Here is a 17,652-nt window from a genome sequence, read left to right on the forward strand (position 1 = left end):
ATGGTCGCAGCCTCCGTGCGGCTTCGCCCTTCCAATACAAGCGCCAGCGCAAGCATCCGTCGGGCGGCATCAGCGTCATGGCTTCGAGATGCCGCCTGACGAAGACCTGAAGCATCCAAATCCAGACGTGTGATCAAAATCGATGTCGACAAGCCTAAACCCTCCAGCCAAATCAATGACCATAGGAATCACAATCCGCGCCTAAAGGGAATCCCCAGCCAGAGTCACCGCCTATCGCCGTTGGTATAAGCAAGAAACCCCACCACCACCCTTCGGCCGCGGCTTCACTTCGTTTCGCCGGCCTCGGGCGGTCCCCCTCCCCAAATTTCTTCGAAATTCAGGAATGTATAAGTTTCTCTGTCAGACAATCACGCCTTATACACATCTTCATTGAAGTCGGGCGCTGGACGATCCACCTCGCGCGCGAGCAACGGCAGATCAATACTGTTATCCCCACTAAACAATTGCCGCGACACGGCCCAGAGATCAGAGCCTGCAATACTGCTCACGGCCGCTTGCAGAATGACCCGAATTTCTTCTTCCAGAGCATGACCGTGCATCTCCGCGCGCAGCCTGAGCCGCACTTCGAGTGAATCTTCGAGATCATGAATAATCAGGGTTGGCATTCCGTTCCGCTAAAGGACGTTTCGGCGATTATATCACGCCGCCAGCTTTGCCTGCAAGACGATCGCCCTTCAGCGGCTTCTATCGTCCCTCCGCCTCCAGCCCATCCAGCACCTTCTGCGCCATGACCTTGAAGCGCTGCGCCATGTCACCGTCGGGTTCCAGTGCCGTCAGCGGCCGTCCCTCATCACAGCCCAAGCGCAATGCTGGGTCCAGGGGCACCTCCCCCAGGAACGGCACCTTCGACGCATCGGCCAGGCCGCGCGCCCCGCCGCGGCCAAAGATCTCGATCTCCGACCCGTCCGGCCCCTTGAAGAAGGCCATGTTTTCGACCACGCCCAGCACCTTGACGCCCGTCTTGCCGAACAGGGTCACCGCCCGGCGCGCATCGCTTAGCGCCATTTCCTGAGGCGTCGAAACGATCACCGCGCCGTCGATCAGCGTCTTTTGCGTCAGGGTCAGTTGCACGTCACCCGTACCGGGCGGCAAATCGACCACCAGCACATCCAGCGGTTCGTCCTCCGTGCCCCAGCGCGTCTGGGTCAGCAGTTGCGTCAGGGCCTGGGACGCCATCGGCCCACGCCAGATCATCGCCTGGTCGGCATCAACCAGGAAGCCGACCGAATTGACCTTCAGCCCGAAGGCTTCCAGCGGCACCATCAGCTTGTCCGGCCCGAATTCCGGCGGCCGGCGCACACCCACCATGACGGGCGCCGATGGCCCATAGATGTCGGCATCGAGAAAACCGGTGCGCAGGCCCAGGGCATGAAGCCCCAAAGCCAGGCTCAGCGACACGGTCGACTTGCCGACTCCGCCCTTGCCCGAACCTACCACGACAACGTATTTCACGTGGTCGGGCCGGGCATGGGCAATGGGTGCCGCCTTTTTCACCTGGTCGATCGCCTGGGGCGACAGCTTGGCCTGAGCAGGTCTTGTAGGGGCGGACTCCGACTCGGCCGTCAATACCACCTGCGCCTTGGTCACGCCTTCGAGGCCGGCCAACAGCTTTTCCGCTGCCTCACGCACCGGGCCGTATTGCGTTACACGATCCTGCGGCACTTCCAGCATGAAACCGACACGGTCGGGCGACACGACCAGCGCCCGCACCATGCCGGCATCGCTCAGCCCCTGCCCGGTCATCGGGTCGGAGATGGCGTTAAGAGCTGTCAGCACCTGGTGACGGTCGAGCATGGACGGGCCTTTTATAAATCGCTAAGAGGGCGTTCACATAGGCGCTATGTCCGTCGCTTTAAAGCCCAAAATGTCCAAATCCTCCAAGCCGATCTTCCTTCTCGCCGGACCGACCGCGTCGGGCAAGTCGGCGCGCGCCCTGGACTGGGCCGAGCGCACAGGTGGGCTGATCCTCAACGCTGATTCGATGCAGCTCTATGCCGACGTGCCCCTGCTGACCGCTCGCCCCTCGGCCGCGGACGAAACCCGGGCTGATCACGTCCTCTACGGTCATTTGGCGCCCGACGTCCTGTGGTCGGCCGGCGACTGGCTGCGCGCAGCCCGCTCCTATCTCGATGCGGCGTTGAAAGGCGGCCGGCCGGTCTGCGTCGTCGGCGGCACGGGTCTCTATTTCAACAGCCTGGTCTATGGCCTGGCCGAGATCCCCGAGATCGGCGACATCGCCCGCCGCGACGCGCGTGAGGCCTATGAGACGCTCGGTGAACACGCCTTCCGCAACAAACTTGCGCTCCATGACCCGGAAGCCGCCCTACGGATTTCCCCGAACGATCGCCAGCGCCTGACGCGGGCCTATGAAGTCTTTCTCGAAACCGGTACGCCGCTCACCACCTGGCAAGGCCTTACAAAGCCAGCCCTTGTCGATAGTTCCTACGATCTGGAAATTTTGTATCCCGACCGCGCGGAGCTTTACGCCCGCTGCGATGCCCGCCTGCAGATCATGCTGGACATGGGCGCGCTCGACGAGGTGCGCGACCTGATCCAGCGCGGCCTAGAGGATGCCTGGCCGATCAACCGCGTCCTCGGCCTGCGCGAATTTGCCGCCCATTTGAGCGGTAAGATGACGCTCGAAGCGGCCCTGGCCCAGGCGCGCCAGATGACGCGCAACTATGCCAAACGCCAGATGACGTGGTTTCGAAACCAGTTTTCCGCGAACTGAACCGCTTTTCGCTGCAACAGGATTTGCCAATCTCGTTTCAAGAGATTAGCATCTTTGCCAGTGTTGCTTTTGGGGGTGGTCTCAATGATATCGAATTTCAGCCGTCGTATGTTTTTCGGCGTGTCCAGCGCAGCCTTGCTGTGCAATTTCGTCATGCCGCGGATAGCGCGCGCACAAGCCGGTGTAGCGACGACGCTCGTGCCCTCCGTCGAGTCATTCAGTCGGCCGGCAGCCATACAACACATTGCCCTGTCTCCCGACGGCAAGCGCGTCGCGTCCGTCATGCGTGACGGCAGTGTGGTTGACGACGGCGGCAAGAAGGTTCTGGTTATTTTCACGATTGGCCAGGAGGCACAGACCCGTGTTTCACTGGGTGCCGATAAAGTTCGCGACGTCTTCTGGGGCGACAATGACCACGTCATATTGGTCGATTCCTCGACCGAACACCTGGAAAGGTTCGCCTCGCAAAAGCAGGAATTGTACGCGGCGCAGAGCATCGACGCGACGACCGGGGACGTAAAAGTCTTTTTTACGAACCAACCGGATATCGCCGCCTCCACCGGATCGATGATCGGCCGGGCAACGACCAACGGTTTTTATCGTATCGTGTTCGGTCCGATCAAACGCATCAAGGTCGACGGCCAGTACCGCGTCACGGCGTCCAACTTCCACCTGTCAAACGACGCCGAGCTCTGCCTGTTCAACTTCAAGATGAATAGTACAATCGGCGAATTGATGACCAAGGGAAGCAACGACACCGAAGACTTTGTTGTAACGCCGGACGGTGGCGTTGTGGCCATGTCGGTGTTCGAAGAACTGACCAAGGAATGGAGTCTCGCTTTTAACAGCGCCCTGGCGCAGAAAAAGCAGAAGTTCAGCGTTGTCTACCGCACGAAAGGCGAGGTGCTCAATCGTCCCACGCTGATCGGTCTGGGCAGGGACGGCAATTCCGTCATTATTCACGTTAGACAGGGCGACAAGGACGACGGCACCTATCACGAAATTTCCGCCACGGGCGTTCTGAGCGAACCCCTAAATCCCAAGACCGCCGGCGTACATTTCCCGTTGTTCCATCCGACAACCTTCCGTCTGGCGGGTTTTGGGCGGGTTGATGACAAGCGTATCTTCGACTGGTTCGACCCCGGCATGAAAGCGATCGAAGACGCGCTGCCAAAGGTTCTCGGCGAAGACTACCGTATCAGCGTCGAAAGCTATGCTGAGGATCCGCGCAAGTTGATCGCCTATATCGAAGGCGCGGACGATGCCGGCAGCTATTATTTCATCGACCTAACCACCGGCGATGGTTCTATGTTGGGCGCCGACTATCCGGACATTCCGGTCGAATGGATTACCCAAAAACAGGCCATCAGCTATCCTGCCGCCGACGGTCTGACGATCCCCGGCTATCTGACCCTGCCACCGTTCAAGGCTGCGACGAACCTGCCTTTGATCGTCCTCCCGCACGGCGGGCCTGAAGCGCGCGACTTTGTCGATTTCGACTGGCAGACCCAGGTCCTGGCGTCACGCGGTTACGCCGTGCTTCAGCCCAATTTCCGTGGGTCGGATGGCTACGGCCAGGACTTTGTCGCCGCCGGCCACGGCCAGTGGGGACGCAAGATGCAGACCGACCTGTCTGACGGTGTGCGTTATCTGGTGTCCAAGGGCATGGTCGATCCCAAGCGCGTTGCTATCCTGGGCGCGTCCTACGGAGGTTATGCCGCCATGGCGGGCGCGACACTCGATCAGGGCGTCTATAACTGTTCGGTCGCCATCGCCGGTGTTTCCGATCTCGAAGATTTGGTGCAGTGGGAAGATAACAAAACCGGCAACGACAATGGGACGGGTGTTCAGTACTGGAAGCGATTCATGGGCGACAAGGCCGGTTGGGCCGATGTTTCACCGGCCCGTCAGGCCGGCAAGGCCTACTGCCCCTTGCTGCTGATCCACGGTACCGACGATACGGTCGTTCCCATATCGCAAAGCCAGAGGATGGAAAGCGCCATGAAATCCGCTGGAAAGTCGGTTGAACTGATCACTTACAAGGGTCAGGACCACTGGGAAACGGTGGGACCCGCGCGTGTGCAGATGATGAAGGATGCCCTGACCTTCCTCGCTAAGCATAATCCGGCATAATCGGCCAGGGAACGGACAGAAGGCGTTTAAGACGCCGGTTGACGGGGGAAAAGATGAAACTGAATCGACGCGCGCTCTTTCGCCTGGGTGGTGCCACCGCTGCTGTCAATCTGGCCGCGCTCAGCGCACGTGCCGACGACGCGACGCCCGCGACAGCGACAACGCCCATGCCACCGGTCGAAGTCTACGCGGCATCGCCGTTTGTCGATGAGATCGCGCTGTCGCCGGACGGTGAAAGATGTGCCTTGGTCACCCAGAAGGGCGACGAAAAGATTCTGGTGCGCTTCAAAACGGCCGATCCCGTGCTGACGGGCGGTTCGATCGGGCCAGCCAAGATTCGCGACCTGTTCTTCGCCGACAATATGAACGTCATTCTCGTCAATTCCGTGACCACGGCCCTGCGTGAATTCGCCGGCTACAAACACGAGTTTCGGGTCGCGCGACGGATCAACCTCGACACGCACGACATGAGAGTCCTGTTTGACCACGAAGACAACTTCTACGGCATGGTGGTTGGCAATCTGAAGCGCATAAAGGTCGACGGCGAATATCGCGTGACGGCGTCGAACTATCGCATGAGCGGCGATTACCCCTTGTGCCTGTACAGCTTCGGCATGACCTCAGCGCGCGGACATGCGATGGATGAAGTCAGCCAGAACGCCGAAGGCTGGGTGGTGGCGCCAGACGGCCGTATTCATGGCTATTCCGAATTCGACGACAAGACCAAGGAGTGGCGCCTGCGCTTCAACACGGCTCCCGCCGATAAACGTCCGCATTATGAGCTGATCTACAAGATCAAGGACGCACTGAATTCGCCCGACGTGGTTGGAATCGGCCGCGACGGCGCATCGCTGGTCTTGAAGCTCAATACCGGCGAGAACAGCGGCGAATATCACGAGATCAAGGCCGATGGCTCGATGGGCGGAGCCCTCGATCCCGGCGGTGACGATCGCCAGCGCTCGCCCCTGTTTCACCCCGTGACCGGCCGACTGGCGGGTTTCACGCACCACGATGACTGGTTTAGCTACGACTATTTCGACCCGTTGATGAAGAAGGTCACGGACGGCCTGAAAACCTATATGGGCGATGACTATCGCTACACCGTCACCGACTACGCCGAAGACGTCCGCAAGATGATCGTCTACGGGGAAAACGGCGAGGATGCCGGCACCTATTGGTTTGCCGATTTCGTAACCGGCGATGTCAAGGTCCTGGCCGAGAACTATCCCGACCTGCCACCGGAATGGATTACCCAGAAGACGGCCATCAAATATCCGGCGGCGGACGGACTGGAAATCCACGGCTATCTCACCCTGCCCCCCTTTAAGGCGGCGAAAAACCTGCCCCTGATCGTCCTGCCGCACGGCGGACCTCAGGCGCGCGACTATATTGACTTCGACTGGCAGGTTCAGGTGCTGGCATCGCGCGGCTATGCCGTCCTGCAACCGAATTTTCGTGGCTCAACCGGATATGGTCCGGTCTTTGTGTCCAGGGGCCACGGCGAATGGGGCCGCAAGATGCAGACCGACCTGTCGGACGGTGTCCGCTGGCTGGTCTCGCAGGGGACGGTCGATGCCAAACGCGTGGCGATACTTGGCGCATCCTACGGCGGCTACGCCGCCCTGGCGGGCGCCACGCTCGATGCCGGCGTTTATCGTTGCGCCGTCTCGATCGCCGGGGCATCCGACCTGGACGCCATGGTCAGTTTCGAGGCCAGCAATCACGACAGCAACAAATCGTCGACGGTCCTGTACCTGAAGCAGTTTCTGGGCGATCCCAAGACCTATGACGAAATATCACCGGCCAAACAGGCGGCCAGGGCCTATTGCCCAATCCTGCTGATCCACGGCAGCGACGATACCGTCGTACCGATCGACCAGAGCAAGCGCATGGAAAAAGCGCTGAAGGCGGCCGGCAAGCCGGTCGAATTCGTCACCTATAAGGGCCAGGACCATTGGGAAACCATCGGCTCCGCCCGTATCGAGATGATGAAACAGGCCCTGGCCTTTCTCGACAAACATAACCCGGCAGCCTGATTACAGGATGCGGACCTTGGCAGTATCGTCGCTCGCCTGGGCCAGGGTGTTGCGCAGGCCGAATTCGAAGGCGTCGGCGGTGATCTCGAACACGTCGCCATCCTGCGTCTTGACACCATCGGCAAACGACGCCGTGGCCGTGCCGAAACAGTGGACGTGGACGTCGCCCGGTGTGCGGAACAGCGCATATTTGAAGTGATGGTGTTCCAGATTGTCGAGCGAATGCGACATGTTGTCCTCGCCCGAGATAAACGGCTTTTCCCAGATCACATCATTGCCGCGCCAAATCCGCGACGTACCCTGGACGTGTTTCGGCAGATCGCCTGTCAGGATTTCAACGCCCAGGGACGCCGGCCTCAGTTTGGAATGGGCCAGCCAGAGATAGTTCTGTTTTTCGGTCACGTGGTCGGAAAACTCATTGGCCAGGGCGAAGCCGACACGATACGGCAGGCCGTCGTCGCCGATAACGTAGATGCCCGCCATTTCCGGCTCCTCGCCGCCATCCTCGGCAAAGCTGGGCGAGGTCAGGGCTGCATCCGGCCCGACCAGGGTATTGCCATTGCCCTTGTAGAACCATTCCGGCTGCGCGCCCACGGTGCCGGGTTCCGGCTTGCCGCCCGCAACACCCATCAGGAACATGCGCATGGAATCGGTCGGCGTGTCCGCGGCGGCGGCGGCCTTATGCATCTTGTCGCGGCCCTCGGCCGAACCCAGATGCGTCAACCCCGTCCCTGTCACGTGCAGATGCGACGGGTCGGGATGGTCGATCGGGCACAGCACCCTGCCCTCGACCAGCGCCATGCCGACATCGACCGTGTCGCCCAGGCCTTGCTTTGCAACCTGATCGGCCAGAGACATACCACCGGCAATCGCTGCCCGCGCCAGTTCATAGGTCGATGCCACCCCCAAGACGACAGAGGCTTCGCCGTCACCGGTCGCCGCCAGCACCTGGCGCTGACCTGAAGGTGTCGTGACCTGTATAAGACGCAAAGCATGTATAGGACGCAAAGACATGGGACTTTCTCTCCGAGGCATCTTGTATTTACTCAGACAATTGCAAGTTTAGGCCGCGCTAATAGCTTGTAAATTGGCTTTGTCAAACAGACAATTCAATGTCATGTGTTGCGCATGAGAAAACCTACAAAACCTGAGTCTGGGCCTGAGTCTGGGCTTGATGTAAAGACCATGTCACGGCGGCTGAAAATAAGCGGAGCACGTCCGCTGCGCGAAGGTGGCCAGAATCATTTCATGTATCAAGGCCGCCTGCACGGCGCCCTGGCACACCGGCTGGGTGTCGATATCCTGCGCGGTGTGTACAAGTCAGGCGAGATCCTGCCCAACGAAATCGAATCATCGAGCACCTTGGATATTTCGCGCTCGGCCTATCGCGAAGCCATCAGGATTCTGGCGGCAAAGGGCATGGTCGAGAGCCGGCCCAAGACCGGGACACGCGTTACCGAACGCGCACGGTGGAACCTGCTGGACCCCGAAGTGCTGGGCTGGATGTTCGAAACCGAACCCAGTCAGGATTTTATCAAGGCCCTGTTCGAGCTGCGCCTGATCACCGAACCGGCCGCGGCCGAGCTGGCCGCAACGCGCCGCACCGAAGAACAGGTCGAACTTATGCGTGTTGCGCTCGACGTCATGCGCCGCGAGACACTGCAGACCGAAGCCGGACGCCGCGCCGATCTCGACTTTCACCACACGCTGATCCAGGCGACCGACAATGAAGCCCTGGCCAGTCTCAGTTCGTCGATCGAGGCGGCCGTGTCATGGACGACGCGCTATAAGGCACGCCACAATGCCCTGACGCGCGACCCGGTGCCTGACCATGAACGCGTCTTTGAGGCCGTCGCGGCCAAGGACGGACGCGCCGCGCGGTGGTGCATGGAATCACTGATCCGCATGGCGCACGACGACACCTTGCGTACGTTTATCACCTGAGAAGAGCTGGTCTCACCTAAGAAGACCTGGCGACACTCGAAACTAATCGCGTTTTGCGTGCTTTCGAACGTGTCCTTGCAGCCTCAGCAGCGATTCACGGCGGTATGGGGTCCTCATGCGTGTCTTATTTTGTGTGATTTATAGATTAAGTATTGTCTGACTTTATACAGGCGGTTATGACGGGTTATGCATAGACGCACGCGCCAGGCGCACAGAAAGCCGGCGGTCACAGGAGAGATGACATGATGAGATTGACAAACAAGTGGGCGACAAAACGATGGGTGCTGGTTGCCGGCCTGGGTTTGGCCCTCGGCACGACACTGTCGATTACCGGCTGCGAAAAGCCGGCTGTACCGAAGGCCGATGCGGCCGTCGGCGTGACCGCGACGCGTTCCGACTGGGGTAGCTTGAGCGACGGCACCAAGATCGAAATGGTCGAGTTGAAGAACGGCAAGGGCGTGGTCGCCCGCTTCATCACCTACGGCGCCACCATGCAGAGCCTGCTGGTCCCTGACCGCAACGGAAAGGCCGAGGACATCGTGATCGGCTACGACTCGATCGAAGGCTTCGAAAAGACGCCGAACTATACCAATGTGACCGTCGGCCGGTACGCCAACCGTATCGCCAAGGGCCATTTCTCGCTGGACGGCAAACAATATACCCTGGCGATCAACAACACGCCGAACGCGCTGCATGGCGGCGTCAAGGGCTGGGACAAGCGCGTCTGGACCATTAAGGACGTCAAGACCGGCGGCAGCGACGCCTCGGTGACCTTTGCCTATACCTCGCCCGACGGTGAGGAAGGCTATCCCGGCACAGTCAATGCCGAAGTGACCTTCGACCTGAACGACAAAAACGACCTGACGATCAGCTACAAGGCGACGACCGACAAGCCGACGGTCATCAACATGACCAATCATGGCCTCTACAATCTGGGCGGCATTCCGGCCACCCGTTCGGCCCAGGACGCTTATCTTACGATCGAATCCGACGCCATTACGCCGGTCGACGCCACCCTGATCCCGACGGGTAAGGAACTGGCCGTCAAGGGCACGCCGTTCGACTTCACCACCCCGGCCCTGATCAGCGAACGCCTGACCTCCAAGGATCCGCAGATCGTCATCGGCAACCAGGGCATCGACCATAACTACGTCCTGCGTGGCGGCCTGACCGCAACGCCGAAGTTGGCCGTCACTCTGGAAGACAAGGTGTCGGGCCGCGCCATGACGATTGCGACCACCGAGCCCGGCGTGCAGGTATATACCGGCAACTTCCTCGACGGCACCATTGCCGGCAAGGGCGGCCAGAAGCTGGTCAAGTATCAGGCTGTGGCCTTCGAGACCCAGCACTATCCCGACAGCCCGAACCAGCCGCAATTCCCGACGACGCGCCTGGATCCGGGTCAAACCTACACCTCGACCACGGTCGAACACTTCTACACCGTACAATAAAGTTCAAAGAGCCTATGTCCTCTGATAAGCCTGCCTCCAAACTGCGTTCGCGCGCCTGGTTCGACAATCCGCATAATGCCGACATGACGGCGCTCTATCTGGAGCGTTACATGAACTTCGGCTTGTCGCTGGAGGAATTGCAATCCGGCAAGCCGATTATCGGCATTGCGCAAACGGGGTCGGACCTTTCGCCCTGCAACCGGCATCACCTGGTGCTGGCTGATCGCATCCGGGCAGGCATTATCGAGGCCGGGGGTATCCCTTTGGAGTTTCCGGTCCACCCGATCCAGGAAACCGGCAAGCGTCCGACGGCGGGTCTCGACCGCAACCTGGCCTATATAGGTCTGGTCGAGATCCTCTACGGCTATCCGCTCGATGGTGTGGTGCTGACCATCGGCTGCGACAAGACCACGCCGGCCTGTTTGATGGCGGCGGCGACGGTCAACATCCCCGCCATCGCCCTGTCGGTCGGCCCCATGCTGAACGGCTGGTACAAGGGCGAGCGCACGGGTTCGGGCACCATAGTCTGGAAGGCGCGCGAACTGCTGGCCGCAGGCGAGATCGATTACCAGGGCTTTATCAAGCTGGTGGCGTCGTCGGCGCCATCGACCGGCTATTGCAACACCATGGGCACGGCGACGACCATGAACTCGCTGGCCGAAGCTTTAGGCATGCAACTCCCCTATTCGGCCGCCATCCCAGCGCCGCATCGCGACCGCCAGGAATGCGCCTGGCGCACCGGCAAGCGGATCGTCGACATGGTCCATGAGGACCTGAAGCCGTCGGATATCCTGACCAAGGACGCTTTTATCAACGCCATCCGCGTCAATTCGGCGATCGGCGGATCGACCAATGCGCCGATCCATCTCAATGCCCTGGCGCGCCATATCGGCGTCGATCTTCAGGTCGAGGAGTGGCAGCAATACGGCGAAGAAGTGCCGCTGATCGTCAACCTGATGCCGGCCGGCGAATATCTCGGCGAAGACTATCACCATGCCGGCGGCGTCCCAGCCGTCGTGAAGCAATTGATGAATCACGGCCTTATCAATGAGAGCGCCCTGACATGCACCGGCAAGTCGATCGGCGACAATTGCCGCGATGCCGTGACCGAAGATGAACGCGTGATCCGGCCGTTCGACCAGCCTTTGAAGGAACGCGCCGGCTTCCGCGTCCTGTCGGGCAATCTGTTCGATTCCGCCGTCATGAAGGTCAGCGTCATCGCGCCGGAATTCCGCCAGCGCTATCTCAGCAATCCTGACGACCCGGAGGCCTTTGTCGGCCGCGCCGTCGTGTTTGACGGGCCGGAGGATTATCATAGCCGTATCGACGACGAAAGCCTGGGGATCGACGAGCACTGCATCCTGTTCATGCGCGGCGCCGGTCCGATTGGTTATCCGGGCGCGGCCGAAGTGGTCAATATGCGGGCGCCGACCTATCTGATCAAACGCGGCATTTCCAGCCTGGCCTGTATCGGCGATGGGCGGCAGTCGGGAACGTCGGGATCTCCGTCGATCCTCAACGCATCACCGGAAGCGGCGGCGGGTGGTAACCTGGCCCTGTTGAAAAGCGGTGACAAGGTGCGGGTCGACCTCAACAAGAATACGGTCAATGTGCTGATCTCGGATGAGGAACTGAGCGTCCGCCGTGTGGCCCTGGAAGCGACGGGCGGGTATCAGTATCCAAAGAGCCAAACGCCGTGGCAGGCGATGCAGCGTGCCTCGGTCGGCCAGATGGGCACGGGCGCCTGCCTGGAAGACGCCGTCCCGTTCCAGCGGATCGCCCAGACCATGGGCCTGCCGCGAGATAATCACTAACAAACGGGGTGTGGGGCCAAGGCCCCACGAGCCTTCCCTTCCGGCCAAGCGCCCCTTGGCGTGGGCGCATTAGCCGGAATTGCGGTTTGAGCGGCGGGTTACGCGTATTGGCCTCTATGGCGGCCTGCCAACAACATACAATTACCCTCTCACCGTAATCCGCCGCCCATTCGTGTCAGGGCCTGCGAAACTGGCGGAGCAGGAAGAAGGCCAGCGCGAAGCCGCCAAGTGTCACCAGGACAAAAGGCAGCATGAAGTTGATAAGGGCATAGGGAATATCGACGGCACCGGTGACAGGATCGTAGTACTCACCCTGGCTGTTTTCGCGGAAGCCAATGTAGAGGACCAAGGCGCCAGCCACGAAGCCCATCACCGCGCCACAGCCCAAAGCCATCAGGATGTTAGATGTTCCGGGAGGCCGTTTCAGCTGTTGCCCGGGTATCGGCGCGTCTTGCGCAGTCCGTCCCTGCCCGATAGCGACTTCTATCGCGTGGATATAATCGTTCAGCACCTTCAAGGTCTTCGGCTCGATATCGCCGTGTTGGCTGGCGCGGACGAACCACGGGTGAGCCTGCTCGAACGCTTTCAGTTTGAAAAAGCATTCGCCGATTGAAAAGTCAGTGAGCAGCGTGTGGCCATTGCAGGCAATGGAGTCTTCGAAACAACCGACAGCTGCCGCGAATTCGCCAAGGGACATGTAGCAGAAGGCCTCGTTGTCCTTGGCTTCGAAAAAGGATGGGAACAATTCGAACGCCTGATGATATTTTTCGATCCCTTCGCGGTAATTGTCATTTTTGCTCGTGAGATCGAGGCCTTCCAAATAAAGGCGGTTTGCCTCCGCGACAATTTGGTCGATATCCTGATCCGTCTCCTGCGCGTAACGGCTGAAATCCGTATGTTTCAGGTATTCCTGGAATCCGCGCAGGTCTTGGTCTGTCACAGGCCGTTTTGCAAAGGTGGTCCAATTGGTGAACGAGGACGCCATGACTGGCGCATGCAGAATTGTGGCCCGCAAGTCGTTGAGTGATTCCTGCGACGGCTTGCGCTCTGTCGCCGCAAACGAGGTGACATGCGCTGTATCCGTCTCCGGATCGAGGCGCAATATCCGGCAAACCTGATACGTATCGTCGCGATCCTTAAGGTAGATATAGTCTCCCGCTTCCATGCAGCCGCCCCCAAAAGACTCCGTTGAGAAGCGATATCGGAATGGGAGGCGACGTTCAAGCGCTGGCGGCAAGAAAGGCGAACGACTGCGCGACGCGCCTTAAGAGGTGCCTACCGGCGCAATACCTGCCGAAAGCGCAGCGACATTCATATGGATCTGCCTATGTGCTAAGTCGTTGTGGCCAGTGGCACGACCACGCTCGAGCCCATGGCCAGGCTATGGTCGTCCAGCAGCGGTATCCACAACATGAAATCATACGTCCAGGCGACGCGTTTGACCTGAACCTGGCCGGTGACGGTCTCGGTTGTCACCGTAACCGCCAGGTTTTCCACAGGCACGGTCGACAGCATGGTCAAGGCCTTGGTCTTCAATGTGGCTGCCGTGGCCGACGGATTGGCGATCAGCGTGCGCGACGATCGCTCCATGGCGTTGCGCACGGACCCGCCGCAATGGATGGCGTAACCTATGTTGAAGATACCGATCAGCGCAATGATCATGACCGGCGAAATCAGGGCGAATTCCAGCGCGTTTGCGCCTTTTTCATCCCGCCACAGCTTGAGGCAAAGCTTCTTCACCGAATCCGGACCTCCTGCTGAGCGGTCAGGGACGTGTCGACATACCAGCCATCGTAGGGCTGAGTGGCGACGATCGTGATATAGGCCTTGGGCAGGGTCTGGTCGGGGCACAGGGTCGTGCAATCGCCGACCACGGAATTGCAATAACACATCTTGGCGGTCGTGACGGTTGCGTTATTGGCGTGAGACGCCCAGGCGATAAGGCCGACCTGGCGTGCGGCGTCCAGACTGGTGCCGCCGCCCATGATATATTGGGCGGCACTGCTGACACCCGCACGCATGGCGCGTTCCTGCTGGATGACGGACGAGAAGTCCGCAACGCCGGCCACGACGCCCAACAAGATCGGTGTCAACAGGGCGAATTCGACAATGGCGGCGCCGCTCTGGTTTTTCCACGCTGTTCGCAAAGCCGACACGGGTGACAATCCCTTGATTCGCTTCATGATCTTTACTCCGCAAGCTTGACAACGCCACCGACGGGAAGAGGACTCATCCCGTAATTCGTACAATTCACGGCCAGGTTGGTATTTCCGCTCCAGTCGATGGTACGGGCAACAACCTGGGTGCAGCCGTTGGCGCCCTGGAAATTGCCCAGGTACGAGACGTTCTGTTTCGAAAAATAGATGGCGCCGGTCATGACCGAGCTCGCTGTCCCGTTCAGGGTAACGGCGGTCGAGGTCGAATTTTTGCGGCTGCCGAAGAACAACAAGCCTTTGTAGGTGCCTGTGGTCGGCGCCGACAGGTTCATGGTGGCATTGCCGTTCAGGCTGACCCCGGCATTGTTGGCCAGCACGATGGTTACGCCACTGCCGCTGACATTGGCATTGGCGTTCATCTTGAGCGTGCCGCCGTCGATGATGAAGACACCCGGCTTCAGATTGACGGAATTCTGCAGGGTCAGGCCGTTGCAATAACGGCCAGGCTGGAGATTGTTGCCGTTGCTGTTCTGGCAACTGCCGGTAACGATCGGTTCCGGTACCGTGCGGAACGGATCGGCGACAGGCGGTAATTGAGTCATGGCGGCAGCGCACGCCGTCTGGGTCACGGGCGCGTTCAATGACACGCCGCCGACCGTCATCAGGCAGGGCACCGAGACCTGGGTCGAGCCTTGGCTATAGATTGACGACGCAGATACCGAATTGGCCATCACATTGCAGCCGACAAAGCCGATATGAGAATTGCCGGAGAAATAGACGGCCTTGGTAGCCGAGGGGTCCAGCGCCAGGATGCAGGCATTGGCCGCCGTCGCGAAATTGGCCAGCGCCGCCGCCCGGATGGTGATGGTGCTGTCGTCGAAGACCTGGGAAAAGAAGCGCGGTTCGCGCCGGGTCAGGACGACCGAGGTCGCATTGGCGTTGGCGACGCCGTTGATGACGGCCGGCGACACCAGGGCCAGGGTGTCGGTCGTGCTGTCGTAGCCGTTGCTGATGGCCGCGGCCTGGGCAGCCGCTGACATGACCGAGGACGAGCTGCCCATCCGGTTTTCGAGGCCGGCGGCATAGGCCGCAGCATCGGCCGCCTGCTGCAGCTTGGACTGATCGAGATACCAGATACCGGTTTCCAGCCCGAACGCCGCCCCACCCGCCACGACCGGAAGACCGAAGGCAAACAGGATAGCGACGTTTCCGGAACAGTCCCGCAGGAAGCCGCGCTTGAGAGAAAAATGAGACCTTCTCGCCATATTGAACACCCGCCGTCATTGAAAGACTTGATAGTTCGGACGCAAGCCGGCAGGCGGCGGGGCAAGGCATGCCTCCGCCATATCGGATCGCGTTTCAGGGTGCAGGGGCGGATAAAGGAAGCCTGGCGCTGCGTGAAGACACGTCATCCGCCGGGCCTGGACAGCCGCGCGGTTGGCGGTTGTCGTTTGTAAATTGCCCCGGATGGCGAAAGGCTTCGCCGCAGAGCCGTCGACGCGGTTCCATGGCTGGAAGAGCGTCGCTGGCTTTCTTAATCTGTCCCTACCGTGTTAACGGTTACGCCTCGAAAATTTCACACGTCTTAACAAATACGGTTGATATCCGTTAAGAAACGTAAAAAATTCTCCAGACAGGAGAGCGGACTGAGTTGGGGCCTATCGTCCGGGTACGGCATAATCCGTGGACCGTCTTTGTAAAGCCAAGCAACAATATGCCACACTTACCTGGGCCGGCGGCAGTCGTAAGGTAGCCGCGCGCGCAGGCCGTAAGTCTGATCGACGGAAAGACTTCATATAACCTGCAGCGCCTTGAGCACGCCTATGCCTTCGCGCGCGAAATTTTGGGCGCGGGTACGCAAGGCCGCCTGGTCGGCTTCGGAACTGGGCGCCAGGGTTGCTACCACAGTTTCCACGGACTGGCCTGCCACGATCGCGGCAAGGAATGCCTGCTCGGCCGGCGGCACCAGTATGCCCGTGCCCGTCACCGGCGAGGCCAGCGCGGCGACAGCGCGACCGGCAGCCGCCGAACGCAGGGCCGCGGCATTGAAGCGGTCGGTCGATACCTTACGCAACGCATCGCCAGTCGCGGCCAGGGCGGGCTGGACATAGTCGAGCGCGCACAAGACACCCAAAGCCTGTTCGATATGGCGCGGTTCGAGCTTCGCCAAGGCGGGTCTGGCGGCCAATTCCGCCAGGGTCGCGGGACCTGAGACCAGGGCGTCGAGAACTCCGTTGAAGACGTGCGGCGTCAGGTCGAACTGGCCGCCCGGCCGCTTGATCTTAAGCGGACAGGCGCTGCGCAGGCGCGACAGGGCGAAGCGTCGCCCGCCCATCCACTGCGCACCCTCGGCTGGCGTCAGGTTGGGCGCACCGCGGCCGTAGAGGTCACGGCGGAAACGACGGTCGAGCAGGAAATCGCGCGCAAGCTCGCTTGCCGCAGGAACATCAGGGCCGGTCAGCATGGTGCGCTGTTTGGCTGTAAAGTTGAACTGATCGAAGCCATCAATGAGGCGGCCCTGGGCGATATAGCCGAGTTTGGCGGGCGCCAGGGCGTCGGCGACTTCGTCGTGATAAAACAGCGACCAGCTGTCGTTGAGATATTCGTGGGCGATATAGGCGCGGTTATCCTTGGCGATATGCTCGAGAATGGCGCCGACCGGTGTCGGGCCGGCAAAGAAAGCGGCGCCGGCGTCACGCATGGCGCGGGCATAGGCCACGGCCTGGTCGACGCGGGCATCGGCGGGCGCGGACGGATTGGTGATGCCCAACTTCATCAGGCGGCGCAGCGGAGCGGCGCGCGACCAGCCTGGCAGGCAGTTGTAGCTGACATAGACCAATCCGCCGGGCTTGAGGCGGCGGCGGATCAGGTCGACAATATAGTGCCGGTTCTCGGCGCTGACCCACGACCAGATGCCATGCATCGTAATAATGTCGAACTCAGGCAAGTCGGCCTGCGACAGGTCTTCGAAACTGGCTTCGAGGAAGTTGACATTGCCAAGCTGGGCGGCATCGGCGGTAGCGCGGGCGTTCAGGATATGGGTCGGGTTGAAGTCGTTGGCCCAGAACTGGCCATGGGGATGGGCGGCGGCCAGCAGCGCGGTCGAAAAGCCGTTGCCGCAACCCAGTTCGAGATAGGTGAAGTCGCCGTCGGGATCGATCCCGCGGCGCCCGGCCAGGGTCGCGGCCATAACCAGGTTAAGCGGCGACAGGTCGGGATAGAAGCCGTGCGTGTATTCGACGTCGACGATATATCCGCCGGTCCAGGTTTCTTCGGACAAAGTAGGCTCCCTTCGCGACGAATAAACGCCCCTGAATCAATACTCTACTGAAAGACCGTCATGCCCCCTCCCCGTAAACGGGGCTG

The 17,652-nt window shown here is 60.4% G+C and carries 14 protein-coding genes and 1 pseudogene; 6 read left to right on the plus strand and 9 right to left on the minus strand.

Annotation, left to right across the window (positions count from 1 at the left end; translation table 11 throughout):
* The 3 genes and pseudogenes from AC1DXO_RS08180 to AC1DXO_RS08190 form a co-directional block, all read right to left on the minus strand.
* A pseudogene (locus tag AC1DXO_RS08180) lies at positions 1–152 on the minus strand (IS630-like element ISAli3 family transposase); the annotation flags it as partial.
* Positions 153–368: 216 nt separating this feature from the next.
* Positions 369–626, minus strand: coding sequence for a FitA-like ribbon-helix-helix domain-containing protein (locus AC1DXO_RS08185; protein WP_476977634.1), 258 nt, complete (start codon positions 624–626; stop codon positions 369–371).
* A 79-nt stretch (positions 627–705) separates the two neighbouring features.
* Positions 706–1,815: an Mrp/NBP35 family ATP-binding protein gene (locus tag AC1DXO_RS08190; RefSeq protein WP_476977635.1), complete on the minus strand. Its 1,110-nt coding sequence runs from the start codon at positions 1,813–1,815 to the stop codon at positions 706–708.
* Between the two features lie 70 nt (positions 1,816–1,885).
* Between AC1DXO_RS08190 and miaA the strand changes: the two genes are divergently transcribed.
* From miaA to AC1DXO_RS08205, 3 genes are all read left to right on the plus strand, one after another.
* On the plus strand, positions 1,886–2,752 hold the full coding sequence (gene miaA / locus AC1DXO_RS08195) for a tRNA (adenosine(37)-N6)-dimethylallyltransferase MiaA (RefSeq protein ID WP_476977636.1): 867 nt from the start codon (positions 1,886–1,888) through the stop codon (positions 2,750–2,752).
* Positions 2,753–2,836: 84 nt separating this feature from the next.
* Positions 2,837–4,885: an alpha/beta hydrolase family protein gene (locus AC1DXO_RS08200; protein ID WP_476977637.1), complete on the plus strand. Its 2,049-nt coding sequence runs from the start codon at positions 2,837–2,839 to the stop codon at positions 4,883–4,885.
* Positions 4,886–4,938: 53 nt separating this feature from the next.
* Positions 4,939–6,921: an alpha/beta hydrolase family protein gene (locus AC1DXO_RS08205; protein WP_476977638.1), complete on the plus strand. Its 1,983-nt coding sequence runs from the start codon at positions 4,939–4,941 to the stop codon at positions 6,919–6,921.
* Here the strand turns inward: AC1DXO_RS08205 and araD1 are convergent, their stop codons facing one another.
* Positions 6,922–7,935 carry an AraD1 family protein gene (gene araD1, locus AC1DXO_RS08210; RefSeq protein WP_476977639.1) on the minus strand — a complete coding sequence of 338 codons (1,014 nt, stop codon included), beginning with the start codon at positions 7,933–7,935 and terminating at the stop codon, positions 6,922–6,924.
* A 234-nt stretch (positions 7,936–8,169) separates the two neighbouring features.
* On the opposite strand from araD1, the gene AC1DXO_RS08215 reads away from it, so the two are divergent.
* The 3 genes from AC1DXO_RS08215 (at position 8,170) to AC1DXO_RS08225 (ending at position 12,130) form a co-directional block, all read left to right on the plus strand.
* Positions 8,170–8,865, plus strand: coding sequence for a FadR/GntR family transcriptional regulator (locus tag AC1DXO_RS08215; protein WP_476977640.1), 696 nt, complete (start codon positions 8,170–8,172; stop codon positions 8,863–8,865).
* A gap of 242 nt (positions 8,866–9,107) precedes the next feature.
* On the plus strand, positions 9,108–10,316 hold the full coding sequence (locus AC1DXO_RS08220; RefSeq protein WP_476977641.1) for an aldose epimerase family protein: 1,209 nt from the start codon (positions 9,108–9,110) through the stop codon (positions 10,314–10,316).
* 14 nt (positions 10,317–10,330) lie between these two features.
* Positions 10,331–12,130 carry an IlvD/Edd family dehydratase gene (locus AC1DXO_RS08225; protein ID WP_476977642.1) on the plus strand — a complete coding sequence of 600 codons (1,800 nt, stop codon included), beginning with the start codon at positions 10,331–10,333 and terminating at the stop codon, positions 12,128–12,130.
* Positions 12,131–12,305: 175 nt separating this feature from the next.
* Here AC1DXO_RS08225 and AC1DXO_RS08230 read toward each other — a convergent pair whose 3' ends face one another.
* From AC1DXO_RS08230 to AC1DXO_RS08250, 5 genes are all read right to left on the minus strand, one after another.
* Entirely contained in the window at positions 12,306–13,295 is a 990-nt protein-coding gene (locus tag AC1DXO_RS08230; RefSeq protein ID WP_476977643.1) for a tetratricopeptide repeat protein, read from the minus strand.
* Positions 13,296–13,462: 167 nt separating this feature from the next.
* On the minus strand, positions 13,463–13,870 hold the full coding sequence (locus tag AC1DXO_RS08235) for a TadE/TadG family type IV pilus assembly protein (RefSeq protein WP_476977644.1): 408 nt from the start codon (positions 13,868–13,870) through the stop codon (positions 13,463–13,465).
* Entirely contained in the window at positions 13,867–14,313 is a 447-nt protein-coding gene (locus tag AC1DXO_RS08240) for a TadE/TadG family type IV pilus assembly protein (protein ID WP_476977645.1), read from the minus strand. Before AC1DXO_RS08240 ends, AC1DXO_RS08235 begins: the two co-directional genes overlap by 4 nt.
* A 5-nt stretch (positions 14,314–14,318) precedes the next feature.
* Positions 14,319–15,551, minus strand: coding sequence for a TadE/TadG family type IV pilus assembly protein (locus AC1DXO_RS08245; RefSeq protein WP_476977646.1), 1,233 nt, complete (start codon positions 15,549–15,551; stop codon positions 14,319–14,321).
* A 527-nt stretch (positions 15,552–16,078) separates the two neighbouring features.
* Positions 16,079–17,566 (minus strand): class I SAM-dependent methyltransferase, encoded by a 1,488-nt coding sequence (locus tag AC1DXO_RS08250; RefSeq protein ID WP_476977647.1) that lies wholly within the window; start codon positions 17,564–17,566, stop codon positions 16,079–16,081.
* Positions 17,567–17,652 lie beyond the last annotated feature (86 nt).

This window comes from Asticcacaulis sp. P2_C5 (assembly GCF_056404555.1).

Bases quoted from the DNA above. Each gene is read 5' to 3' on its own strand.
- AC1DXO_RS08220 (WP_476977641.1), top strand. From the start codon at position 9,108: ATGATGAGATTGACAAACAAGTGGGCGACAAAACGATGGGTGCTGGTT.
- AC1DXO_RS08230 (WP_476977643.1), bottom strand. From the start codon at position 13,295: ATGGAAGCGGGAGACTATATCTACCTTAAGGATCGCGACGATACGTAT.
- AC1DXO_RS08185 (WP_476977634.1), bottom strand. From the start codon at position 626: ATGCCAACCCTGATTATTCATGATCTCGAAGATTCACTCGAAGTGCGG.
- AC1DXO_RS08205 (WP_476977638.1), top strand. From the start codon at position 4,939: ATGAAACTGAATCGACGCGCGCTCTTTCGCCTGGGTGGTGCCACCGCT.
- AC1DXO_RS08240 (WP_476977645.1), bottom strand. From the start codon at position 14,313: ATGAAGCGAATCAAGGGATTGTCACCCGTGTCGGCTTTGCGAACAGCG.
- AC1DXO_RS08215 (WP_476977640.1), top strand. From the start codon at position 8,170: ATGTATCAAGGCCGCCTGCACGGCGCCCTGGCACACCGGCTGGGTGTC.
- AC1DXO_RS08245 (WP_476977646.1), bottom strand. From the start codon at position 15,551: ATGGCGAGAAGGTCTCATTTTTCTCTCAAGCGCGGCTTCCTGCGGGAC.
- araD1 (WP_476977639.1), bottom strand. From the start codon at position 7,935: ATGTCTTTGCGTCCTATACATGCTTTGCGTCTTATACAGGTCACGACA.
- AC1DXO_RS08190 (WP_476977635.1), bottom strand. From the start codon at position 1,815: ATGCTCGACCGTCACCAGGTGCTGACAGCTCTTAACGCCATCTCCGAC.
- miaA (WP_476977636.1), top strand. From the start codon at position 1,886: ATGTCCAAATCCTCCAAGCCGATCTTCCTTCTCGCCGGACCGACCGCG.
- AC1DXO_RS08225 (WP_476977642.1), top strand. From the start codon at position 10,331: ATGTCCTCTGATAAGCCTGCCTCCAAACTGCGTTCGCGCGCCTGGTTC.
- AC1DXO_RS08200 (WP_476977637.1), top strand. From the start codon at position 2,837: ATGATATCGAATTTCAGCCGTCGTATGTTTTTCGGCGTGTCCAGCGCA.